The 23562-nt window shown below is 65.0% G+C and carries 21 protein-coding genes; 10 read left to right on the top strand and 11 right to left on the bottom strand.

The genetic code is table 11. The features are described from left to right. Window positions 1-7: 7 nt before the first annotated feature. Complete coding sequence (locus ACFLEY_RS36880; RefSeq protein WP_060910658.1) at window positions 8-1177, bottom strand: acyl-CoA dehydrogenase family protein; 1170 nt, start codon at window positions 1175-1177, stop codon at window positions 8-10. Window positions 1178-1302: 125 nt separating this feature from the next. Between ACFLEY_RS36880 and ACFLEY_RS36875 the strand changes: the two genes are divergently transcribed. After that, window positions 1303-2223 (top strand): LysR substrate-binding domain-containing protein, encoded by a 921-nt coding sequence (locus ACFLEY_RS36875; protein WP_028172945.1) that lies wholly within the window; start codon window positions 1303-1305, stop codon window positions 2221-2223. A gap of 235 nt (window positions 2224-2458) precedes the next feature. Here the strand turns inward: ACFLEY_RS36875 and ACFLEY_RS36870 are convergent, their stop codons facing one another. Continuing rightward, entirely contained in the window at window positions 2459-3733 is a 1275-nt protein-coding gene (locus ACFLEY_RS36870; RefSeq protein ID WP_060910659.1) for a cytochrome P450, read from the bottom strand. 242 nt (window positions 3734-3975) lie between these two features. Further along, window positions 3976-5241, bottom strand: coding sequence for a cytochrome P450 (locus tag ACFLEY_RS36865; protein ID WP_211433774.1), 1266 nt, complete (start codon window positions 5239-5241; stop codon window positions 3976-3978). Between the two features lie 302 nt (window positions 5242-5543). Between ACFLEY_RS36865 and ACFLEY_RS36860 the strand changes: the two genes are divergently transcribed. After that, window positions 5544-6698 carry a YjgN family protein gene (locus ACFLEY_RS36860; protein WP_038965475.1) on the top strand — a complete coding sequence of 385 codons (1155 nt, stop codon included), beginning with the start codon at window positions 5544-5546 and terminating at the stop codon, window positions 6696-6698. Between the two features lie 3 nt (window positions 6699-6701). Further along, the gene (locus ACFLEY_RS36855; protein ID WP_060910661.1) at window positions 6702-7811 is read left to right on the top strand and encodes a M48 family metallopeptidase; all 1110 of its coding nucleotides are present in this window, start codon (window positions 6702-6704) and stop codon (window positions 7809-7811) included. Between the two features lie 161 nt (window positions 7812-7972). On the opposite strand, the gene upp is transcribed toward ACFLEY_RS36855, so the two are convergent. The 3 genes from upp to ACFLEY_RS36840 form a co-directional block, all read right to left on the bottom strand. Next, window positions 7973-8602: a uracil phosphoribosyltransferase gene (gene upp, locus ACFLEY_RS36850; RefSeq protein ID WP_011089974.1), complete on the bottom strand. Its 630-nt coding sequence runs from the start codon at window positions 8600-8602 to the stop codon at window positions 7973-7975. Between the two features lie 201 nt (window positions 8603-8803). Further along, window positions 8804-10042, bottom strand: a complete 1239-nt coding sequence (locus ACFLEY_RS36845; RefSeq protein WP_060910662.1) for a URC4/urg3 family protein — start codon at window positions 10040-10042, stop codon at window positions 8804-8806. A 7-nt stretch (window positions 10043-10049) separates the two neighbouring features. Next, on the bottom strand, window positions 10050-11306 hold the full coding sequence (locus ACFLEY_RS36840; protein WP_028172951.1) for a GTP cyclohydrolase II: 1257 nt from the start codon (window positions 11304-11306) through the stop codon (window positions 10050-10052). Window positions 11307-11681: 375 nt separating this feature from the next. Here ACFLEY_RS36840 and ACFLEY_RS36835 point away from each other — a divergent pair, with 375 nt between their 5' ends. From ACFLEY_RS36835 to ACFLEY_RS36825, 3 genes are all read left to right on the top strand, one after another. Next, window positions 11682-12809, top strand: coding sequence for a threonine synthase (locus ACFLEY_RS36835; protein ID WP_060912927.1), 1128 nt, complete (start codon window positions 11682-11684; stop codon window positions 12807-12809). Window positions 12810-12818: 9 nt separating this feature from the next. Further along, window positions 12819-13478, top strand: coding sequence for a transcriptional regulator (locus ACFLEY_RS36830; protein WP_060910663.1), 660 nt, complete (start codon window positions 12819-12821; stop codon window positions 13476-13478). A 107-nt stretch (window positions 13479-13585) separates the two neighbouring features. Beyond that, on the top strand, window positions 13586-14392 hold the full coding sequence (locus tag ACFLEY_RS36825; protein WP_060912928.1) for a class I SAM-dependent methyltransferase: 807 nt from the start codon (window positions 13586-13588) through the stop codon (window positions 14390-14392). Window positions 14393-14414: 22 nt separating this feature from the next. On the opposite strand, the gene ACFLEY_RS36820 is transcribed toward ACFLEY_RS36825, so the two are convergent. Together ACFLEY_RS36820 and ACFLEY_RS36815 are read right to left on the bottom strand one after the other, a co-directional pair. Beyond that, window positions 14415-15230: a DUF2927 domain-containing protein gene (locus ACFLEY_RS36820; RefSeq protein ID WP_060912929.1), complete on the bottom strand. Its 816-nt coding sequence runs from the start codon at window positions 15228-15230 to the stop codon at window positions 14415-14417. Between the two features lie 296 nt (window positions 15231-15526). Continuing rightward, window positions 15527-16105: a L,D-transpeptidase gene (locus ACFLEY_RS36815; RefSeq protein WP_028172955.1), complete on the bottom strand. Its 579-nt coding sequence runs from the start codon at window positions 16103-16105 to the stop codon at window positions 15527-15529. A 283-nt stretch (window positions 16106-16388) separates the two neighbouring features. Here ACFLEY_RS36815 and ACFLEY_RS36810 point away from each other — a divergent pair, with 283 nt between their 5' ends. The 3 genes from ACFLEY_RS36810 to ACFLEY_RS36800 all read left to right on the top strand — a co-directional run bounded on the left by ACFLEY_RS36810 (window position 16389) and on the right by ACFLEY_RS36800 (window position 19550). Then, the gene (locus ACFLEY_RS36810; RefSeq protein ID WP_028172956.1) at window positions 16389-17936 is read left to right on the top strand and encodes an acetolactate synthase large subunit; all 1548 of its coding nucleotides are present in this window, start codon (window positions 16389-16391) and stop codon (window positions 17934-17936) included. A gap of 37 nt (window positions 17937-17973) precedes the next feature. Continuing rightward, complete coding sequence (locus tag ACFLEY_RS36805) at window positions 17974-18492, top strand: hypothetical protein (RefSeq protein ID WP_060910664.1); 519 nt, start codon at window positions 17974-17976, stop codon at window positions 18490-18492. A 191-nt stretch (window positions 18493-18683) separates the two neighbouring features. Continuing rightward, entirely contained in the window at window positions 18684-19550 is an 867-nt protein-coding gene (locus ACFLEY_RS36800) for a L,D-transpeptidase (RefSeq protein ID WP_060912930.1), read from the top strand. Between the two features lie 201 nt (window positions 19551-19751). Here ACFLEY_RS36800 and ACFLEY_RS36795 read toward each other — a convergent pair whose 3' ends face one another. The 3 genes from ACFLEY_RS36795 to ACFLEY_RS36785 form a co-directional block, all read right to left on the bottom strand. Continuing rightward, window positions 19752-20480 carry a ZIP family metal transporter gene (locus ACFLEY_RS36795; RefSeq protein ID WP_162494155.1) on the bottom strand — a complete coding sequence of 243 codons (729 nt, stop codon included), beginning with the start codon at window positions 20478-20480 and terminating at the stop codon, window positions 19752-19754. 354 nt (window positions 20481-20834) lie between these two features. Next, window positions 20835-22370 (bottom strand): heme peroxidase family protein, encoded by a 1536-nt coding sequence (locus tag ACFLEY_RS36790; protein WP_060910665.1) that lies wholly within the window; start codon window positions 22368-22370, stop codon window positions 20835-20837. Between the two features lie 327 nt (window positions 22371-22697). After that, complete coding sequence (locus ACFLEY_RS36785; protein WP_060910666.1) at window positions 22698-22931, bottom strand: DUF3551 domain-containing protein; 234 nt, start codon at window positions 22929-22931, stop codon at window positions 22698-22700. 268 nt (window positions 22932-23199) lie between these two features. On the opposite strand from ACFLEY_RS36785, the gene ACFLEY_RS36780 reads away from it, so the two are divergent. Continuing rightward, window positions 23200-23538: a hypothetical protein gene (locus ACFLEY_RS36780; RefSeq protein WP_060912931.1), complete on the top strand. Its 339-nt coding sequence runs from the start codon at window positions 23200-23202 to the stop codon at window positions 23536-23538. Window positions 23539-23562 lie beyond the last annotated feature (24 nt).

The following is a 23562-nucleotide window of genomic DNA, read 5'->3' as shown; positions in this document are numbered from 1 at the left end:
CGCCGCCTCAGTACGAGCGGGGCATGCCGAGCACATGCTCGGCGACAAAGGACAGCACCAGATTGGTCGAGATCGGCGCCACCTGGTAGAGCCGCGTCTCGCGGAATTTGCGCTCGACGTCGTATTCCTCGGCAAAGCCGAAGCCGCCATGGGTCTGGATGCAGGCATTGGCCGCTTCCCAGGACGCATCCGCCGCCAGCATCTTCGCCATGTTGGCTTCCGCGCCGCAGTCGAGCCCGGCCTCGTATTTGCGGGTGGCTTCCTTCACCATCAGCTCGGCCGCGCGCATCGAGGCGTAGGCTTTCGCGATCGGAAACTGGATGCCCTGGTTCTGGCCGATCGGCCGGCCGAAAACGCTGCGCTCCTTGGCATAGTTCGTGGCCTTGGCGATGAACCATTTGGCGTCGCCGACGCATTCGGCCGCGATCAGGATGCGCTCGGCATTCATGCCGGAGAGGATGTAGCGAAAGCCCTTGCCTTCATCGCCGATCAGATTCTCCGCCGGCACCTTCATGTCGGTAAAGAACACTTCGGTGGTGGCGTGGTTCATCATGGTGCGGATCGGGCGGATCTCGAGGCCGTTGTTCTTGGCCTCGCGCATGTCGACGATGAACACGGAAAGGCCGTCGGTGCGCTTCTTGACCTGCTCCTTCGGCGTGGTGCGCGCCAGCAGCACCATCAGGTCGGAATGCTCGGCGCGGCTGGTCCAGATCTTCTGGCCGTTGACGATGTAGCTGTCGTTGCCTTCCTTGCGCGCAAAGGTCTTCAGCGAGGAGGTGTCGGTGCCGCTGGTCGGCTCGGTGACGCCGAAGGCCTGCAGGCGCAATTCGCCGCTCGCGATCTTCGGCAGATATTTTGCCTTCTGCTCGGCATTGCCGTGCCGCAGCACCGTGCCCATCGTGTACATCTGGGCATGGCAGCCGCCGCCATTGCAGCCTGCGCGCTGGATCTCTTCGAGGATTGCGGCCGCCGCGGAAAGCTTCAGGCCCGCGCCGCCATATTCCTCGGGGATCAGCACCGAGAGATACCCGGCCTCGGTCAGCGCGTCGACGAAGGCCTTCGGATAGGCCATCTCGCGATCGAGCTTGCGCCAGTATTCGCCGGGAAACTGCGCGCAGAGCTTTGCGACGGCTTCGCGGATGTCGGCGTGATCTTCGCTGTGGTGGTCTTCACTCATGGCGTTTCCCAATTGTAGCGGCAGTTAAGATAACGCCGGCCGATCCTCTGGCGTTGTGAAAACAACGCCCGCCCCCTATGCTCATTTGCTATAGCGTATGGAGTAGCCTTCGAGGATTGGCAAGCATGGATTTCCGGCAGCTCAGGACCTTCAGTTGCGTGGCGGAGCTCGGCAGCCTCTCCAAGGCGTCCGACACGCTGCGCGTGGCGCAGCCGGCGCTCAGCCGCCAGATCAAGCTTCTGGAACACGAGCTGCGCATCGAGCTGTTCACGCGCAACGGCCGCGGCATGGTGCTGACCGAGGCCGGGCGGCTTCTGCTCGCACGCACCTCCGGCATCGTGCGGCAGATCGACCAGATCCGCGACGACATCCAGTCGGCCAAGGGGCCGCCGTCCGGCCAGGTCGTGCTTGGCCTGGTTCCGACCGTGAGCTGCGTGCTGTCGGCGCGCTTCGCGCGGCGCTGCGTCGAGAAATTTCCCGGCATTTCGCTGCGCATTGTCGAGAGCTACAGCGGCCACCTGGTCGAATGGCTGCACCGCGGCGAGATGGATCTCGCTATCCTCTACGGCCGCTCGGCCGATCTGCATCTCAACGTGCAGAGCCTCGGCCGCGACAACATCGTCGCGGTCGGCCCGCGCGGCTGCGGCCTTGCGCGCAAGAAAAGCGTCGAGATCGGCTGGCTGCTCCGGCAGCGGCTGGTGCTGCCGAGTCATTCCCACGGCCTCCGTGCGTTGATCGAGCACGCGGCCGCCCAGCGCAAGATCAAGCTCAACGTCCAGCTCGAGGCGGATTCGTTTCGGGTGCTGACGAGCCTCGTGGAGGAGGGGCTCGGTTTCGCGCTGCTGCCGCCCTCGTCGGTCCACGGCGAGGTCGCGGACGGGCGGCTGGAAACCGCTGTCGTGTCCAGGCCGATGACGCGCGAGCTCATTTTCGCTTCTCCGATCGACCGCCCGGCCTCGACGGCCTCGCTGGCCATCACCGCGCTCCTGCGCGAGGAGGTCGCCGCCTGCCGCAAGGAAGGCCTGTGGGACATCAAGTTGAGCTAGATGCCGTGTCGTAGAACAGCCGCGCGCCATCTTGCCTTCGTATCTGGCGCGACCTGTCATGCCGAAATTTTATAGCTGGGCCAGGGGCCCGATCCTCATCCTGAGGAGCGCGTCTTCGCGCGTCTCGAAGGATGCAGGCCCGGCTCTCGGCCTCGCCCTTCGAGACGCGCGCGAAAGAGCGCGCTCCTCAGGGTGAGGGGATAAAGTCGAATGCGCCGCAAGGACGGCGTAATCGCTACCCCGGAATCCTCACCGGCAGCGACTCATACCCCTTGATGAAGCTCGAATAGATCCGCTTGGGCTCGCCGACCACCTCGATGCGGTCGAAGCGCTTCAGCATCTCCTCCCAGACGATCTTGAGCTGGAGTTCGGCGAGGCGCATGCCGACGCAGCGGTGGATGCCGAAGCCGAAGGAGAGGTGGGTGCGCGGTCGCGGGCGGTCGATGATGAACTCGTTCGGGCGGTCGATCGCCTCCTCGTCGCGGTTGCCGGAGACGTACCACATCACGACGCGGTCGCCTTTCTTGATGTGCTTGCCGCCGATCTCGGTATCCTGCAGCGCGGTGCGCCGCATATGGGCGAGCGGGGTCTGCCAGCGGATCACCTCCGGCACCATGGAGTCGATCAGCGCAGGGTTGGCGCGCAGCTTGTCGTATTGCTCGGGGTTCTCGTTCAGCGCCAGCACCGAGCCGGTCATGGTGTTGCGCGTGGTGTCGTTGCCGCCGACGATGAGCAGGATGATGTTGCCCATGAGATTGTCGGGGTCCATGAAGCGCGTCGCGTCGTTATGGGCCATCAGGGACAACAGATCGTTGCGCGGGGCGGAGTTGACGCGCTCGTTCCACAGCTTGGACATGTAGGCGGAGCATTCGTCCATCTCGCGGCGGCGCTCTTCGGCCGAGGCGACGATGCCGCTCTTGGGCAGCGCGGTCGAGACGTCGGACCAGCGGGTCAGCTTGCGCCGTTCCTCCCAGGGGAAGTCGAACAGCGTCGCCAGCATCTGCGTCGTCAATTCGATCGAGACGCGCTCGACGAAGTTGAAGGTCTCGTTGCGCGGCAGGTTGTCGAGCACGGTCTGCGAGCGCTGGCGGATCAACTTTGCCAGCTCGTCCAGATGCGTCGGCGTGAACATCGGCGACACCGTCTTGCGCTGCGCCGAATGCCGGGGCTGGTCCATCGCGATGAAGCTCGGATAGTCGTAGCCTTCCGGCACGTCGCGGATCGAGATGCCGCCGAGCGTCGAGTCGGAGGAGAAGATGCCGTGATTGGTATCGACATGCATGATGTCGTTGTATTTCACCACCGACCAGTACGGCTCGATCGGCGCGTTGGTGCAGTAATGCACCGGCTCTTCCTTGCGCAGCCGCTCGAACCACGGCCACAGCGTGTCGTCCTGGAACAGCCTGGGGGCGCCGGGGTGGAACTGCGCGAGCGGGGTCGCGTAGGCTTCCTCGCGCGCCCTGCGCATGCGTTCGGCCTTGTCCACTTTAACCGGCGTCTGGATGTTCATGGTCGTGGCTCCAGTTGTTTTTCTAACCTCTCCCCCTTGCGGGAGAGGCATAGGCCGCCTTCGGCGGCCGTCCACTTAGAACGCCGAGGCGCAGCCTCGGCTATGGCGTAGCGCCGGGTGAGGGCTCTTTCCTCTTGGGGGCTCTCGCCCGCGGAAACACCCCCACCCCAGCCCTCCCCCGCAAGCGGGAGAGGGGGCGCAGCTTCCTTGTGGATGTCGTTCACGCTCATCTTACTGCGAATCTACGCCGCAATCTTCACCGGCAAGGTTTCAAGTCCCTTTACGAAACTCGAATAGACCCGCTTGGGTTCGCCGACCACGTCGATATGATCGAAGCGCTTGAGGATCTCTTCCCAGATAATCTTGAGCTGGAGTTCGGCAAGCCGCAAGCCGACGCAGCGGTGGATGCCGAAGCCGAAGGACAGATGCGTGCGCGGGCGGGCGCGGTCGATGATGAAATCGTAGGGCTTCTCGATCGCCTCCTCGTCGCGGTTGCCCGAGACGTACCACATCACGACCTTATCACCTTTCTTGATCTGCTTGCCGCGGAACTCGAAGTCGGAGAGTGCGGTGCGGCGCATATGCGCCAGCGGCGTCTGCCAGCGGATCACTTCCGGCACGAAGCTGTCGAGCAGCGCCGGATTCTCGCGCAGCTTGCGATATTGCTCCGGATGCTGGCTCAGCGCGTAGATTGAGCCCGACATGGTGTTGCGGGTGGTGTCGTTGCCGCCGACGATCAAAAGGACGAGATTGCCGAGGAAGTTCTTCGCGTCCATGTCGCGCGTCGCCGCGCCATGCGCCATCATGGAAAGCAGGTCGCTCTTAGGAGGCTGTTCGATGCGCTCCTTCCACAGGCGCGCGAAATAGCCGGCGCATTCGGTCAACTCGGCCTGCCGCTCGTCTTCGGTGGCGACGAGGCCGTCGGGGCCGGGAATGGTGGTGGCGATATCCGACCAGCGCGTCAGCTTGCGGCGGTCCTCCCAGGGGAGGTCGAACAGCACCGCCAGCATCTGCGTGGTGAGCTCGATCGAGACGCGGTCGACCCAGTCGAACACCTCGCCGCGCGGCAGATTGTCGAGGCACTCGGCCGAGCGGGCGCGGATGTTGAGCGCGAGATTGTCCAGATGCGTCGGCGTGAACATCGGCGCCACGGTCTTGCGCTGTGCCGCATGGCGCGGCGGGTCCATCGAGATGAAGCTTTCGCGGCGCAGGTCGGGATCGATGTCGCGGATGGTGATGCCGCCGAGCGCGGAGGCCGAGGAGAACACTGAATGGTTGGTCTCGATCTCCATGATGTCGTTGTAGCGCGTCACCGACCAGTACGGCCCGAACATCGAGTCCTTGCAGTAGTGCACGGGGTCTTCACGGCGCAGGCGGTCGAAATAGGGCCAGAACGTATCGGTCCTGAACAATTCAGGATCGCCCGGATCGAATTGCTCCAGCGGCAGTGACGTGGCGCGCTCGCGCAATGCATCGAGCTTTGCCGTGCTTTCGATGGTCCCGTGCATGACCGCTCTCCCTGACGTGAACCGCGCGTTCTCGTTGAATTCTGCGCTGCGGTATTTGATTTGCAATTACAGCCGGTTGTCTGCGTCGGGGCAAGGGCGAGTTTTGCCACATCCAACCTTTGCGTGAGTATCCGGCTTCCGTCACGCAGATGTGTCAACGTGATCTCCCGCACGCCGTTTGACCGGGAAACGTGCCAGAAATCGACTGGAATCGAGGTAAATCGAACCCGCCCGTCTTGGGGATCGACCAATCTCTGATCTATAGTTTGACCGCAACAGGCCAACATCCCGAGGTTGCTGCCGTGAACGACATGCAATGGGCCCCTATCGGCTCCGAGCCCGTCCCGCCGCCACTGCCGCCCACGCGCGTCGACTTCGCCGGCGACCGCTCCGTGTTCCGCAAAATGGTCACCAAGGGTGCCATGCTGGAGCTGGTCACTTTCGGCTTCTACCGGTTCTGGCTCGTCACCGACATCCGCCGTCACTTGTGGTCGAACACGTCGATCGACGGCGACGCCGCCGAATATACCGGCCGGGGCAAGGAGCTGTTGATCGGCTTCCTGTTCGCGCTGGCGATCCTCGTGCCGATCTATCTCGCCTATTTCCTCATCGGTATCGAGTTCGAGCGCTGGCAGGGCTTTGCCTCGACGCCGCTGTTCATCAGCTTTTATGCCTTCGGCCAGTTCGCGATCTTTCGCGCGCGGCGCTATCGCCTGACCCGCACGGTCTGGCGCGGCGTGCGGTTCTGGATGGACGGCTCGGGCTGGGCCTATTCGTTCCGGGCCATGCTGTGGGGCCTGCTGGTGTTCCTGACGCTCGGCCTGGCGCTGCCCTGGCGCGAGGCTTCGCTCGAACGCTACAAGATGCAGCACACCCATTACGGTGATCTCTCCGGCGATTTCGAAGGCGATGGCTGGACGTTCTTCAAGCGCGGCTGGTGGCTCTGGCTGCTCAGCCCGATCGCGCTGGTCATCTTCCCGCTCGCCCCGTTCTTCTATGCCGAGTTCAAGGCGCGCGAATGGCGCTGGTGGCTGGACGGCATCCGCATCGGCGGCGTCAGCCTGTCCTCGGAGCTGCCGCATAACGCATTCTACGGCCTGTACTGGAAGGTGATCGGCTGGTGGATGCTGCTCTCGATCATTTTCGCCGCCTATCTCGGCGGTGCCACCATGCTCGTCGTCAAGCTGAGCGGCCTTCCGGTCGAGCAGGTGTTCGGCCCCGACAATACCGCCAAGAGCATTCCGATGCTGGCGATGATGGTCATCGGCTATTTCGCCCTGGCGCTTGCGATCAACATCATCATGCGGGTCTATCTTCAGCGCGATCTCTGGGCCAAGGTGCTGGAGACCGTCGAGGTGCATAACATCGGAGCCGCGGCGGATGTGCGCGGCAGCGGCGAGCTCGCCAGCGCGCTCGGCGAAGGCTTTGCCGATGGGCTCGATGTCGCGGGATTCTGATCTGTGAGTGAGTTGTCCACCGAGGCTCCGGCGCAGTCCGCAAAGCCGACGATCTACTTCGACGGCGTGTCGAGCCGCAGGCGGCAGGTGACGCTGACGCTCGGTGATGCGCTCGAGATCGTTGAAGAGGGCGCGACGCCCGTTCGCTGGGCCTATGCCGACATTCGGCGTGCCGACAGTCCGGCCGGTGTCCTGCGTCTGGCCTCGACGTCCGCGCCGCCGCTGGCACGGCTGGAGATTCGCGATACTGCACTCGCGGCAGACGTGAGCGTCCGCTGCATGCGTCTCGACGAGCACCAGACCACACGCCGCGGTATCGCGAAAATCGTCGGCTGGTCGGTGGCCGCCGCCGTCTCGATCGTCTGTATCGTGCTGTTCGGCGTGCCGCTCGCTGCCGATCGCCTCGCGCCGCTGGTGCCGAAGCCGATCGAGCGCCGCATTGGCGATGCGTCCGAGGTCCAGGTGAAGACCATCTTCGGCGGCCGCACGTGCGAAGACCCCGCGGGCAAGGCCGCGTTCACAAAACTGGTCAACCGCTTGCGCGATGCCGCCGGCCTCGATGACGATTCCATGACCGCGGGCGTGCTGCCGACCCCGGTGCCGAACGCGTTCGCGCTGCCCGGCGGCAAGGTGTTCTTGCTGCAGGGCCTGCTCGACAGGGCCGAAAGCCCCGACGAGCTTGCCGGCATCCTCGCCCACGAGCTCGGCCATCTCAAGCATCACGACAACATGCGCGGCCTGATCTACAACGGCGGCACCTCGTTCCTGATCGGCCTGCTGTTCGGCGACGTCACCGGCTCATCCGCCGTGATCTTCGCCTCGCGCAGCGTGGTCGAGGCCTCCTATTCGCGCGAGGCCGAGACCGGCGCCGACACCTTCGCCATCGACATCATGCACGCGCTCGGCCGCTCGCCGAAGCCCTCGGCCGAGCTGATGTTCCGCATCACCGGCAAGGAAGGCGGCAGCGGTTTCACGATCCTGTCGAGCCACCCGCTGACCGAGGACCGTCTCGCCCGCATGACCAGGGAAGATCGTCCCGTCAGCGGCCCGCCGCTACTGACGGACGCGGAGTGGCAGGCGCTGAAGGGCATTTGCGGCAGCGGGAAGATCTAGAGCGGATGGCTTTGAGTTGAATCGATTGGCCGCGGGCTCGTTCCAACCTCTCCCGCTTGCGGAGACACCCCCACCCCAGCCCTCCCTCGCAAGCGGGAGAGGGAGCGCAGTCCCTTCGTTGCTGCATCAAACCTAATCTCATCGTGCTTTAGGCTTCGCTCTTATCTCGTCCCGTAGGCGCGGTCGCCGGCGTCTCCGAGGCCCGGCAAAATAAAGCCGTTCTCGTCGAGACCTTCGTCCACCGCGGCCGTCCAGATCGGCACGTCCGGATGCAATCCGCGCAGCCGCTCCAACCCTTCCGGCGCCGCGATCAGGCAGGCGAGGCGAATGTCCTTGGCGCCGCGCTCCTTGAGCCGGTCGATGGCGGCCACGGCCGTGTTGGCGGTGGCGACCACCGGTGTCACCACGATCGCAAGCCGCTCGCCGAGATCGGACGGCGATTTGAAGAAATATTCGACCGCGGCAAAGCTGTGCGGCTCGCGGTAGAGTCCGATATGCGCGACGCGGGCGGTCGGCACCAGGTCCATCATGCCGTCGACGAAGGTGGTGCCGGCGCGCAGCATCGGTACGAACACCAGCTTCTTGCCGGCGATCTTGGCCGAGTGCATCGTCGCCAGCGGCGTCTCGATGACGGTATCGGCGAGCGGCAGGTCGCGCGTCACCTCATAGCACAAGAGCATGCCGATCTCCTTGATCAGCTCGCGAAACGACTTGGTCGAGATGGATTTGTCCCGCACCAGCGTCAGCTTGTGCTGCACCAGCGGATGATCGACGATGGTCACGCCTTCCATGTAACGCTCCTAACGAAATGCGCGTTGATTGAAATGCAACGAGCCGGCGCTTCTTCCTTCTCCCCTTGTGGGACAAGGTGGCGCGAAGCGCCGGATGAGGGGTCTGTTTCAGCAAACTCCGGCGAGAGATGTGCCCGCAGAGACATACCCCTCACCCGGCTTCGCTCTCGCGAAGCCACCCTCTCCCACAGGGGGAGAGGGTCAGAAAACCGTGCCGTCGCTGATCACCTTGAGCGGCGGCGAACCGTCGGGACGGCGTGCGAAGGCGATGGCGCGGCCCGCGGCCCAGGTGCCGCCTTCCAGGATGCTGGCGAGCGGCAAGGTCTCAGGCGTGCGGCCGAGCTTGGTGCGAACCAGTTCGGCAAGACGATCCAGCAACGCGACGGTCAGCGCGCGCCACTCCACGACGAGCAGGGAATCCACCGTATGCGCGCGGTCTGCATCAGCGGCATCGCGCAGGCGCAGCACGTCGTGATCGACGAACAGGCCGCCATTGCGGTATTCGGCAAGTCCGGTCAGGCCGTCGATGTCGGTGACCGCGAAGCCGGCACGCTGGAGCGGCTCGATCAGCGAATAGCTCAGCCACTGCGACAGCTTGTGCAGGGGCACGAGGCCGACGGTCGCATCATCCGCCTTGATCGCCGGATGGCGCCAGCAATCGCCGAGCGGAATCCCTGCAAGCTCCAGCCGCGATGGCCAGATCGGCCCGAGCTGGTTCAGCACCGCGGACAGGATCGCGGGCGCGGCGATGGCGCCGCCCACAGCCTGCGCCGCGATGTGGTCGAACAATCCGCCGGGCCGCGGCGTATCGTGCAGGCCGAAAACCTCGGCTCGGTCCGCCACCTGCTTGCCCAGACGCCGCAGCAGATCCGTGCGTCCGTCGAGGCCGAGCAGCGGATTGGCGTCGCTGACCTGAAACGCAGAGGTGAGGGCGGCGAGGGGCAATTGCGCGAGTACGTTCGCATCGACCCTGAACGGCGCGCTGGCATCGCTGGAGAAGAGCCCGCTTGCGAACATGTCGAGGCTCGCGATCGCAAGCCCCTCGGACCGGCCGATGCTTTCGCCCGTCACCGCGTCACGATAGCGCCAGGCAGCGCCGGCGCCGGCATCGAGCAGCACGCTGACGATGGCAAGGTCGAACTCCGCGCGCGCTCGCGCGGCGCGGTCCGGCCACGATGCGGCGTCGGCAAGGCGCGCCCAGCGATCGGCGCCGCCGAGCACAAAATGCCGCCAGCGGGCGTGGAAGGGAACGTCCAGCGTCGGATAGGCTTTTCGCGTGACCGCGAGCACCGCGTCCGCAACGCCGTCCATGCGGTCGAGATCGATCGTGAAGTGGCTGAGCCCGCCCTTGAGGCCAAGCTCGAGCATCTGCCCGGCGCGCGCGCGAACCGCTGCTGCGGTGAGCAGCGAGCGGGCCTGTTGTTCTCTGGTGTCCGCCATCAATCGATCAGTATTTTTCCAGCGAACGCCCGACCACGCCGTTGACGTCCTTCTCCGGCGCGATGTCGGTCGAGTAGTAACCGGCAGCCTTCTTGGCCGCGATCTCGACATAGGCGTCGGCTGGAATCAGCTCCGGCGGAATCGGAACGCGCTCGACGATGTCGATGCCCTGCGAGGTCAGTGCGTCGTGCTTCATGTCGCTCATCGACAGGAAGCGGTCGATGCGCTTCAGCCCCAGCCAGTGGATGGTATCCGGCATCAATTGCTGGAAGCGCGCGTCCTGCACGCCGGCGACGCATTCGGTCCGCTCGAAATAGGCGGCGGCGGCATCGCCGTCCTCCTGGCGCTTGCGGGCGTTGTAGACCAGGAATTTGGTGACCTCGCCGAGCGCGCGGCCTTCCTTGCGGTTGTAGACGACGAGCCCGAGCCCGCCCTCCTGCGCGCCGCGCGCGGATTCCTCGATGCCGTGGATGAGATAGGGCCGGCAGGTGCAGATGTCGGAGCCGAACACGTCGGAGCCGTTGCACTCGTCATGCACGCGGCAGGTGATCTTGGTGCGATGGTCGGGCAGCTTGCTGACGTCGCCGAACATGTAGACCGTGGTGCCGCCGATCGGCGGCAGGAACACCTTCATGTCCGGCCGCGTCACCAGCTCCGGGAACATGCCGGCGGTCTGCTCGAACAGCGTGCGGCGCAGCTCGGTCTCGCCGGTGCCGAAGCGCGCGGCGAGGCCCGGCAGATACCAGACCGGATCGATCGCGATCTTCACCACCGACACGCTGCCATTGGCATGCACGACCTCGCCGTCGGCGCGCAGCCGTTTTGCGGCCAGCGCCTCGCGGATCTCGGGCAGGTCGAGCCGGGCGCGCGTCACCGCGATGCTCGGCCGGATGTCGGAGCCCTCGGCGATCTCCTTGCCAAAATTCTCGGCGACGAGATGCCCCCAGGGGTCGAGCGCGACGATCTTGGCGGGATCGTTCCATTGCGGAAACGGCCCGATGGTGGCTGCCGGAAACGTGTTGGTGAGGTCGGGACGCCTGATGGGATCGAGCGCCCCGGCGGAGACGGCGAGCGCGCGGTACATCGCATAGGAGCCGCCATGGCTGCCGATCACGTTGCGATCCCCAGCGCGCGACACCGTGCCGATGATCGGCCCGCGGGTGCGCGCATCGGCTGCGCCCCAATGGATCGGAAAGGCGGCCTTTCTGCCCGGCTCCGGATGGGAGGTCAGGCGGATGTGATCGGTACGGTTCGCGCGGCTCATGTCCAGGCTCCCAAAAAGCCAACGGCCCGCCGCTCGGACGGGCCTGGCTCACTTTGCGTTGCCGATGCGGAGCACCGGCGGCGCAAGCTCAATCCAACATATTGTAGCGGCCGAGCGCGACAGACAAGTTAATGGTGCAGCGCCCGGCAAGCGTTCATCGCCAAATTCCATCGTCCGCGAACCAACCCGGTCCGCGTGAATCCCGCGCCCTCGCTCCGGTCGAACCCTACCGTTCGATCCGTGCGGTAGACCTAAAGATTTGAAATAGTTTTAGTTTTCCTGTTTTCAAGAGGTGTTGTGGCGATTGCGCCGCGACTGGACAGAACGTATATAATCAGACAAAGCGTATAGATCGTCTCTGCCATGGAGCCTGCCATGCCCGCCGCCAGCTACATCGACCCCCGCACCGGAAAGCTCTATCCGCTCGACCAGCCGCGCTGGTGCTCGGACGAGCGCACGCCGCTGCTGGTAACGCCGGGGGCCGGGATCTCGCGCGAGGAGATCGAGCCGCGCACGCGGTCGCTGTGGCGCTACCGGGCGGCGCTACCGGTCGAGATCAGGAATCCGATCACGCTCGGCGAGGGCTGCACGCCGCTAGTCGCGCAGGAATGGGGCGACCTGCGCCCATTGTTCAAGCTCGAATGGTTCAACCCAACCGGCAGCTTCAAGGACCGGGGCTCCTCCGTGATGCTGTCCTTCCTGCGGCAGATCGGTGTCGACGCCATTCTGGAGGACTCTTCCGGCAATGGCGGCTCGTCGATGGCGGGGTTAGGTGCCGCCGGCGGCATGCGCGTGAAGATCCTGGCGCCGGCCTCGACGTCGCCGGCCAAGATCGCGCAGGTGCGCGCCTATGGCGCTGCGGTGCAGCTCGTCGAAGGGCCACGCGAGGAGTCGGAGGCCGAGGCGATCCGCCAGTCGAGCCAGACTTTTTACGCCAGCCACAACTGGCAGCCGTTCTTTCTCGAAGGCACGAAATCGCTCGCCTATGAAATCTGGGAAGACCTCGGCTTCCGCGCCCCCGACAACGTCATCGTCCCCGTCGGCGCCGGCAGCAGCCTGCTCGGTTGCGCCTTCGGCTTCCGCGAGCTGCTGAAGGCCGGCCAGATCGCGAAGCTGCCGCGCCTGTTCGCGGCGCAGCCGCAGAACTGCTCGCCGATCGATGCGAGCTTCAAGGCCGGCGTCGATACGCCGGTCGCGCGCGAGGTAAGCAAGACCATCGCCGAGGGCACCGCGATCAAGAATCCCCTGCGTCTGCGCGAGATCATCGCCGCCTTGCGCGAGAGCGGCGGCGGCACCGTTGCGCTCGCCGAGGACGAGATCGTCGCCGCCCTGCGACGACTTGCACGGCAAGGCCTGTTCGCCGAGCCGACCAGCGCCAGCGCAGCCGCCGCGCTGGACAAGCTCTCCGCCGCTGGCGCCATCAAGGCGAACGAGACCACGGTCGCGGTGCTCACCGGCACGGGGCTGAAGGCCGCCACAATCGTCGCCGATCTCGTGCAGTAGGGCCGGGCGATGAGCCGCAGCAAATCCGCGTCCGCCGCATCGGGCAGGGCCACGGCCGAACGAAAGCTGCTGTTCGACCAGTTGCAGCAGATCGCGCAGGGGCTGGGGGAGACCTTTGCGCCGTTCTGCGAGGTCGTGCTGCACGATCTCACCGATCCCACGAACGCGATCGTCGCCATTCACAACAACCTGTCGGGCCGCAAGGTCGGCCAGGGCGCGACCGAGCTTGGCCTCGCTCGCATCGCCGATCCCAACTACGCGCAGGTGATCTCGAACTACGCCAACAGCTTCGCCGACGGACGGCAGGCCAAGAGCACCTCGATCGGCATCAAGGGCGCGGACGGTTCATACGTCGCCGCCCTCTGCCTGAACGTCGATCTGACGCTGTTCCAGGGTTTGCAGAGCGCGATCGGCCAGTTCGTCAGCGTCGATGCGCAAAACAATCCGCCCGAATCCCTCAACCCCGTCGGCGCCGACGCCATCCGCGCCCATATCGACCGGTTCGCCGCGCGCCGCGCCACCACGCCCCGCGCCCTCTCCACGGAAGACCGCCGCACCCTGCTGCGCGAATTGCGCGATGCCGGCAGCATGCAGGTGCGCCGCGCCTCCGACATCATCGCCGCCCATCTCGGCGTGTCGCGCGCCACGGTGTATGCCGATGCCAGGTGAGGCGGTCCGCCAGCCGGAACGCAGTGCCGCGACCATCAGCCCGCGTTGAACCTTCCGCGCCCGTCGCCCGCCTCATGGGGATCGACCTCGAGCGATGGGAGAGTTCCATGACCGCGCAGGATCCGTTTGCAAGTTTCAAGGCTGTCCAGAAGGAAGCCTGGTCGCTGTTCACGCCGATGGAGGTTTTCACGACACCGACCGCCGCCAAGCTCGTCGGTTTTGCCGGCGTTGTCGCCGGTCAAAGGCTGCTCGACGTCGGATGCGGCACCGGCGTTGTCGCGATCACGGCGGCGCGTCGCGGGGCAAAGGTGAGGGGTCTCGACCTGTCGCCGGTTCTGATCGAGCGCGCCCGCGAGCATGCGCAACTGGCGAACCTCGATGTCGACTTCGTCGACGGCGACGCGGAAAGCCTGCCCTATGGCGACAACGAGTTCGACGTGGTGCTCAGCCAGTTCGGCCACATGTTCGCGCCGCGCCCGGACGTTGCCATCGGCGAGATGCTGCGCGTGCTGAAGCCTGGCGGCACCATCGCGTTCTCCACCTGGCCGCCGCATCTGTATGTCGGACGGATGTTCGCGATGATCGGCCGCCATCTGCCGCCGCCCGAGGGCGTGGCATCACCGGTGTTGTGGGGCGATCCGAAGATCGTCGCCGAGCGTCTCGCAGGGAAAGCGAAGGATCTCTCTTTCGAGATGGACATGATGACGCCTTCGGCACTCAGCCCGCAGCATTTCCGCCGCACCATGGAATCGACGATCGGGCCCTTGATCAAGCTCGTCGCCCAGTACAAGGACGAGCCGGACAAGCTCAAGAGCTTCCGTGCCGAGTTCGAGGCGCTGATCTCGGAGTATTTCGACGCCGGCCACAACGTGATGCGCCAGCAGTTCCTGATGACGAAGGCAAGGAAGGTGTGAGGCGGCGAGAGGTAAGAATCCCTCACTCCTTCAGATCGTTCACCCGCTTCACCCAGGCGCGCACGTCGGTGAGCACGGCGGGCAGCACCGCCTTGACCTCCAGCACGGTCATGCCGGGCTTGATGCGGGGGTCGTAGAGCAGGTTGAGGATGTATTGGTCGTAGACGTCGAAATAGCCCATCGAGACGTTGTCGTTGAACATGGTCCAGGGCACGCTCGTGGTGTCGTTGATCGGACCGAGCGACTGCAGCAGCTCCTCATAGGCGCAGTCGAGGAAGGTGAAATCGCCGTTGTCGACGGTGAGGATGACGTCGGAATGCTCGATCTCGAAATTGTCGTTCTTGCGGAAGCCGGACAGGCATTGCGGATCGAGCGAGGTGCGGATCTCGCGCGCCTTCTCCGCGCCGTAGAAGCTCGAGATGGTGCGGAACAGATCGCGGTCGCGCACGAGCTTCACCCGCACGTTCGCCGCCTCGCTGCTGCCGGCCATGGCGATGTCGAGATGCTGCACGCGCGTGCCGATGTCGGCGACGACCTTGGCGAGCTGGGTCTTGCGGTCGGCGCGGTCGCTCTCGGCGAACACGCGCACCGGACCGTCGAACTTGCGGATGCGGTCGACGCGGCCGGCGAGGTGGTATTCGGCGCCGAAAGCCGTCTTGAGAAAACCCTCGACGATCTCGCTGTCGGTAAAGCTCTTCTTCTCGGCGCGCTGGCGCGAGGCGATCGCGGGCAATTCGCCCGCGGCGGCCATGGTAGCGGTGTCAGGCACACCGGTGAGCGCTGCGAGCGCCAGGAGGGCGATGCGGAGGGAAGGCGAGGGCGGATCCAATGCGCTCATCGTCACCCGACGCTGCCGCATTCGCGTCGCGCGCACAAGACCGCAAATTCACGCGCCCTGCGGGTTCCCGCCAATCATCTGTAGCAAAAGCGTGACAGACTTCGTGTGATCCAGCCGAAGCCGCGGCTCCCTCAACCTCTCCCGGTTGCGGGAGAGGTCGCCGCGTAGCGGCGGGTGAGGGCTCTCTCCTCTGGAGGATTGTCCCGTTGCGGTGAGACCCTCTCCCCAACCCTCTCCCCAACCCTCTCCCGCAAGCGGGAGAGGGAGCACACCACGTGCGTGGAGGCAATTGCGCTTCAGTTGTTCAGCACGACCACGGTGGTGCCGACCGAGACGCGGCTATAGAGGTCGCTGACGTCGTCGTTGGTCATGCGGAAGCAGCCCGAGGAGACCGCCTGGCCGATCGTCTCCGGCTCGTTGGAGCCGTGGATGCGGTACAGCGTCGAGCCGAGATACATCGCGCGCGCGCCGAGCGGGTTCTCGATGCCGCCCTTCATGTGGCGCGGCAGGTCGGGCCGGCGGGCCAGCATCTGCGACGGCGGCGTCCAGTCCGGCCACTCCTTCTTGGCGGTGATCCTGTGCACCCCGCCCCAGCGGAAGCCGTCGCGGCCGACGCCAATGCCGTAGCGCAGCGCCTGGCCGTTCTGGAGCACCAGATAGAGCCGCCGCTCGGAGGTGTTCACCACGATCGTGCCGGGGGCATAGTTGCCGGAGTAGTTGACGGTGGTGCGGGGGATCGGGCTCGAGCCGCCGCGGAAGAAGTTCGGGCCGCCGCCCATGATGTCGCGCGAGTCGAACTCTTCGGCAAAGGCGCCGCCGGCGGTGGCCGTCAGCAGTGCAATGGCGGCAATCGGCGCGGCAAAAAACCGGATCATTGTTTCCCCCAGCAAAAAAATCGATTCAACGAAGGCCACAGGCCATATTTGCCGGCATTTCGCAAGCCACGGCCCCGTGAGGCAAGTCCTTTCCGAACAAGCCAACCTTAACGAATGGCGTTACCAAATCGGCAACCGGGCCAATTTGCCAAAAAGCGTTAGCCAAACCAGCGCGTCGCGGCGCGGGGCAGGGCCGCGATGCCCCCTATTGCTTTGACGGATGCCGCGAACAATGATTGGTCAGATGGATCACTCGAAATCGCCGGTTGTGGGAGCAAAAAGAATGAACGGTGCGGAAAGCCTGGTGCGGACGATGGTCAAGGGTGGGGTCGACGTCTGCTTCACCAACCCGGGCACCTCCGAGATGCATTTTGTCGCAGCGCTCGACCGCGTGCCGGGCATGCGCTGCGTGCTCGGCCTGTTCGAAGGCGTGGTGACGGGCGCTGCCGACGGCTATTTCCGCATGAAGGGCACCCCGGCCTCGACCCTGCTGCATCTCGGCCCGGGCCTCGCCAACGGCCTTGCCAATCTGCACAACGCCAAGAAGGCGAATTCCGGCATCGTCAACATCGTCGGCCAGCACGCGGTCTACCATATCGGCTACAACGCGCCGCTGACCTCCGACATCGAGGGCCTCGCCCGGCCGATGTCGTCCTGGGTCCGCACCTCGCCGGATTCCAAATCGGTGGCCGCTGACGGCGCCGCGGCGATTGCCGCCGCCAAAAGCGCGCCGCCGCAGATCGCGACCCTGATCCTGCCCGCCGACACCGCCTGGAACGAGGCCGACGGCATCGCCGAGGTCCCGGCCGAGCAGCAGCGCGCGAGCTATTCGCCGCAGGCGGTCGAGCAGGCCGCAAAGATCCTGCACGGCGACGGCGAGGGCACGCTGCTGTTGATGACCGGCAGCGCGCTGAGCGAGCAGGGCCTCGCGCTGGCCGAGCGCATCGCGGCCAAGACCGGCTGCACCGTGATGGGCCCGACCTTCCGTCCGAAGATGGCGCGCGGCCGCGGCCGCTTCTCGATCGATCGCATCCACTACGTGATCGAGAACGCGCTGCCGATGCTGGCGAAGTTCCGCCATATCGTGCTGGTCGAGTCCGACGATCCCGTGGCGTTCTTCGCCTATCCGAACAAGCCGAGCGTGCTGAGGCCCGAAGGCTGCGACGTCCATCGCATGACCTCCTGGGGCGAGAATTCGGTCGCGGCGCTGGAAGCGCTCGCCGGCGCGGTGAAGGCCAGTGCCAAGGACGTCAAGCCGCAGGCAGTGCAGGAGCTGGTCAAGCCGACCGGCGCGCTGACCCACGCGTCGATCGCGCAGTCGATCGCCTATGCGATCCCCGAGAATGCGATCCTGGTCGATGAGTCGCTGACCACCGGCCGCGCCTTCTTCCCGCCGACAGCCGCCGCCGCGCCGCACGACTGGCTGCAGAACATGGGCGGCTCGATCGGCTTCTCCACACCGCTCTCGATCGGCGCCGCGATCGCCTGCCCGGACCGCAAGGTGATCACCATGGTCGGCGACGGCAGCGCGATGTACACGATCCAGTCGCTGTGGACCCAGGCGCGCGAGAACCTCAACATCGTCACCATCGTGTTCGCCAACCGCATCTACCAGATCCTGCGCGGCGAGTTCGACAATGTCGGCGCCGGCGAGCCCGGCCAGCGCGCCAACGACATGCTGCGGCTCGACCGTCCGACGCTGGATTTCGTGGCGCTGGCCAAGGGCATGGGCGTGCCCGGCCGCGCCGTCACCAATGCCGACGAGTTCAACAAGGCACTGGCCGAAGCCGTCGCCGAGCCCGGGCCGCGGCTGATCGAAGTTCAGATGTAGGGCGCATCATAGGGAGCGCCGAGGGCCGGGGGGCACGATGCAGACCGAGCTGAACAAGGTGATCGCGGCGCTCCGGGACTTCTACGCCCACGAAGGATTCCTGTTCGAAAAGGACATCGGCGAGCGCGCGATCACGCATCGCTTCGCCGTGCATCTGGAGAAGCAGTTCGCCGGCTGGTCAGTCGATTGCAACTACGACCGGCTCGGCGAGCGCACGCTGCATCTGCCGCACGGCACCATCGTCTCGACCGACGACCATCTGGACAAGTCGATCTATCCCGATGTCGTCGTGCATCAGCGCGAGATCCCGAACAATTTGCTTAGCGTCGAGATCCGCAAAGCGAGTAATCACACGTCGGTGACGCACGACCAGCACAAGCTGCGGGCGCTGACCGATCCGCATGTCTGGTTCGCCTGTTGGATCGGCGTGCTGCTGGTGCTGGACAAGCACCATGTGACGATGTCGGAGGTCTATGTCGGCGGCCTCGTCGATGAGCCGCTCTCGCGCTGGTTCGCGACGCGCCTCGCGGAGCTCGGCCTCGGGGCTTTGCGCTAGGGTCCGCTTGGCCAGCAGCGACGGCTTGTGACCCGAAGCCGTCGTTAACGAAACAGCGGAGCGTGTCCGCTTCGCGTCACAAGAGTCCGGCGTTAACCACCGTCAACGGGTTCCAGTCTGAGCGGGATCGCTTCGAAGTTTCTTAAATGTTGCCGGGTACCTCTCTTGGGCATGGTGACCTGGGGAAAGACATGAGCAAGCGGGCCAAACGTGGAAAGGCGAAGACGTTCGCACTACCGATGGCCGCAAGAGTTGCAGTTGGCGTCGTGGCCGTCGCCGCGTTGGGGTACGGTTTGCTGTCTCGCCCGGCGAGCGTGCAACCCATAGGGAAGCCGTCCGCACCCCAAGCCATGGCATCGTCATCCCCGGTTTACGTGGCAACTCCGGTTCATGCATCGGAGCCAGCTCCGGCTCCGATTCCGGCCCCGGCCCCGGCCCCGCTGGTCGAACCGCCAAAAGCCGCTGACGGTCCCGGCGCACTTGTCCGGCAGGTGGTTGACTACGCCAGCCACCAGACACCGGGCACTGTGATCATCGATACCCAAAACACATTCCTCTATTTCGTTCTGAACGACAGGCAGGCGATGCGCTACGGCATCGGTGTTGGCCGCGAAGGTTTCGCATGGTCCGGTGAGCAGACGGTGGCTCGCAAAGCAGAATGGCCGGATTGGCGCCCGCCTGCGGAGATGGTCTCGCGTCAGCCTTATCTGCCGCGTTTCATGGCAGGCGGTCCCGGCAACCCGCTCGGCGCCCGGGCGATGTATCTGGGCGAGACCGAATATAGAATTCACGGCACCAACAAGCCCGATACGATCGGGAAGCGGGTTTCGTCCGGCTGTATCCGGCTGACCAATGAGGACGTCGAGGACCTCTATGAGCGGGTGAAAGTCGGAGCGAAAGTGATCGTGCTTCCGGCAACCGCTGCCCGTCGGCCATCCCAGGGAGCGCCGCCTGACGCCGCTTCCCGATCGCCGGACCCGGCATCGCCGTCGAACCGGCCCTCGGCAGCCAACGCGCAGATGCTGTCATCCGGACCGAAGATCGCCGAGGCCCAGTAACCTAGTTCTCCATCTTCGGTCTGCAACTGAAGACAATGAGGCAATTCAAGTCGTCGCTTTTAAGACAGCTTCTGGCCCCAAGCGGTCATTGGGCCGCAGCGTCGGCTGCCAATTGTTTGCCCGTTCTCCTTCGCCGCGCAGCCACAAAGTGCTAGGTTCTGGACGTCGCGGCGACTGCGCCCCTCGCTCGCCAGACAGCACCTACTTCAGCAGCAAATACTGGAAGGCTACCATCCCGGCAAAGGCCAATGTCACGGTCACGCCAACCACGCTTGCCGGCGCATCCTTGTTGGCGTCGGGAATCAGTTCGGCGAACACCATCCAGACCATCGCGCCTGCTGCGATGCCTAAGCCTATCGGCAGGAACGGCGCGAAGGCGGTTACGGCCAAATAGGACGGCACCGCCATCAACGGCTGCGGCAGGCTGGTGAAGATGCTCCACAGCGCAGCCTGCCAAACCGGCATGCCGCGGGGCACGAGCATGAGACTGATTGCGAGTCCCTCCGGGATGTTGTGCACGGCGATGGCGGCGGTGATGAAGATCGCAAGCTCGTCCGAGCCGCCGAATGAGACGCCGACGCCGACGCCCTCAGCAAAGGAATGCGCCGTCATGACACCGATGAACAGCAGCGCTTTGCGTGCGTCGAGCTCCGAGAGGTCGGCGATAGCGGCATGCTGCCGTTTGCCGACTAACGTCCTTCCCGCCAGGATGCCGCCGAGCCCGAGCAGCATGCCAGCCACCAGCCGCGCTGGGCTGAGCAAGACGCCCTCTGCGACTAGGCTGTGGGTAGCTGCGAACATCAGGCCGCCAGCGGTCGCATTCGCGATCGACACCCAATAGGGGCTTAAGCGCCGCACGAACAGGAATGGCAGTGCGCCAAGCCCAGTGGCGAGCGCGGTGAGAATCGCCGCGACGAGAACGGTTGCCATAGCCATCCTAAAAACTGTAACGCCTGGCGCCGCTCGCACCATTGTCTAAGATCAAGTGCGCGGATACGAGTTGGTCATCAATCAGAAGCCGGCCAACGCGCCTGGTATCTCCGTCCCGTCGAGCGTGCCGATGTCCGCTCCTGGCCCAAGGCCGAACCGATGGCCTGTCGGTCTCAATGTCGCCTTCTGAGCGCAAACCGGACGCGACGAGTTCATGAGGACACGCCCGAGAGCTGACTGATCTTCAGCTCACTCGATGCGCGTTAGGAATCCGGTCGCTTCTCCCCGTCGCGTGCGATGACAAAAGGCCGCTCGCGTGATGCGGGCGGCCCTCGCGTCATCGTCCGCGTAGGCTCAGTGCAGCGGATCGCCCTGGCCGAGTGCGTAGGCAACGATGTCCTTCAGCGTGAAGCCGGAGCCGGTCACCGGCGTCCATTGCGGGTCCTGCGACAGCACGGAGGAATTGTCGCCGAACATCATGCCCAGGAAGACCTCGGCGACGATGCGGCCGCCGACGGGACCGAGCTGTGGCGTCTTGACGGTGCCGGGGCCGCCCGTGACGGGGATCGGGACGTCGGCTGGGGACTGCCGCGCCTCGGCCAGGATGTAGGTCCAGAGCGGACAGTTGTCGGCGAACACGCCGTTCGCGATGGTTGCGATCCCGGTTTGTGGATCGCCTGCGCCGGGCTCGTCCACGGCCTTGCCGATGATGATCTGATCGTCCGTCAGCGGCGTCAAATTCATCGCCCTGGCGACCGCCTGGCCCGAGGGCAGGCCGAGCCGCCAGCTGCGTTCGAGATTGCGCAGCGCCAGCGACGACGGATTGGACGCGACTTCCGGCGGCAATTTGCGCAGCGGATCCACCAGCGAGGCATCGATGCGATAGGCGAACTGAAGTCGCTTCTTGTTGTCGGGATTGGTGTCGTCGTCCTCGACGCCGTAAGCGCGCGTGTCCAGATCGATGAAGCGGCCCCAGTCCATGGCGCGGCCCGGGCCCATGGCGCGGAAGCCGGTCAGCGCATTCGTGTCGGGATTGTGGGGGTCGGGGAAGATCTGCAACAGCATATTGCCCGCATCGTTCAGCCGATAGCCTGGGCGGATCATGGAGTGGCCGAGACGGTAGGCCGCAACCGAGAACTCGACCGGCATGAACGGATAGGTCTTCCAGTGATAGTGGGCGAGCTTGCTGCGGTCGTATTGGCCCGCGGTCTTCAGCGCGTTCAGCACGTCGGCCTTGACGATGCGCGGCAGGAAGTCGTTCAGCACGACGTACTGATAGTGGAAGCGGACGCGCTGCTGCACCTCTTCGAACGACAGGCTGTCATTGTCGTCGACCATGCGGTTGTGAAAGCGCAGCATCAGCGCCTGGAACTGCGAGACGATGCTGTTCTCGTCGTTGCGGGGATCGCCGATCAGCGCGCGGCCCTTGAAGCGCGGCAGGTCGCTGGCATCGGGCACGCCCGCGCCGGTCAGCTTCTCGCCGAGGCGGAACTTGATGCCGTCGTACATGTAGGGCTGGTCGTTCGGACCGCGGCCGTAGAGATTGTCCAGATCGAGCGCCGGCGTGCGGAAGTCGACGAGCCCGTCGGGATCCTGCTGCTTGGTCAGCGAACTGACGGGATCGAACGTGATGTCGTGGTCGATGAACTGGCCGAAATAGGTGTAGAGCGCGGGAATGCCGCTCTCCTCCGCGTCCGGTCCGTCCTTCGGCCCATCGAAATCGGCGACCATCTTGTCGGCCAGCGCGGAAAGGTTCGCGACATTGTGGGCGTCGTTGGGACCGAATTTCGCCGGGGCGAGCTTGCGGAACATGCGGCCGAAGCGGCCTTGCGAAAGCGACGAACGCGTTGCGTTCAGGCCGCGCGGAGTAATGCTGTGGCGGCTGCTCATGAATGACCTCCCTGGAAAATCACGATGGAAACAAATCGAGCTGAAGTTGTTCGCGCTGGAATATGCAGGCTAGGCTAGACCACGCCCGCCGAAAGCGAGATAGATCACAATTGTCAGGCATCGACGATTTTTGGGGGGAGGGAGCGTTGCGGACAAGCTGCGGCAGGGCTTTGCAAATTTTTCCCAAAGCGATGACGGATAACATTCTCGTCATCGACGGGTGCAAGCGGCTTGGCGCAGCGTCGGTTCGCCGGCGGCGCGCAGCGGACCGTCTTTTCGTAAAACTGTGGCGGCGCGCGCGCGTCATGCGCGCACGCCGCAAATTCGTCAGTAATAGCGCTGCTGCGAGAACGCGTAGCGCGGGTTGACGCCGCAATAGGCCGACGTGCCGGAGGCGGTGGCTTGGCACTGCTGATAGGTCGCGAACTGGCAGTTGCCGGGATAGCCCCAGATGCGGCCTTGCAGGCAATATCTGTCGTTGGCGGCGTGGGCCTGGGCCGCCGGGAATGTCGCGGCAATCAAGGCCACGAACGATGCGAGAGTGAGGATGGTGCGACGCATTTCAGTCTCCCTTTGGGAACGGTTGGATGTGGAACACCAGCTCGAACCGCGTGTTCCGGGACTTGCCCGACACTTTGTCGTGCTTGTCTTGGTGTCCGCAGTGGGCGCTGCGTTCGACGTGCGTCTATGATGAGGCAAGCCGCGGCGAGTAATGTGATCTCGGCCACAGTTCGCGGCCGGGTTTCGGCCTACCGTCGGCGGACGTGCCCACGTTGCTCCCGGAGGCCTACGCTTTGCCTCATTCGGGTCAGTTATTTTGGAGGTTCTGATGCTAAGGTCATATTTGCTGGCTGCGACAGCAGCGCTGGCGCTTCTCATGCAAACACCGCTCGCGCTGGCGCAGAGCGCTCCGGCCGCCGGCGGGACCGCGGCACCTGCGGCGACGACCGCCGCTCCGGCCGCGACGACGACAACGCCGAGCGCGACCACCGACACGTCAGGCCAGCCGTCCGACTCCAAGAAGAGCGCATCGAAGAAGCCGGCGAAGAAGAGGATGACGCGGCAGCAGGAGATCGATCATTCGGTCGACACCGGCACGGTGCCCGCGCGCTATCGCAGCTCGGTGCCCAGGCAGTACCAGCAATATATTCCGTTCGAGAAGCAGTGATGGATCGCACGGCGGCGCGGCGCA

The organism is Bradyrhizobium sp. YCK136 (assembly GCF_044570075.1).
GTDB classification, from domain to species: Bacteria; Pseudomonadota; Alphaproteobacteria; order Rhizobiales; family Xanthobacteraceae; genus Bradyrhizobium; species Bradyrhizobium diazoefficiens.
Note: the sequence above shows the minus strand (reverse complement) of the source record. Positions and strands in the feature narration are given on the sequence as shown.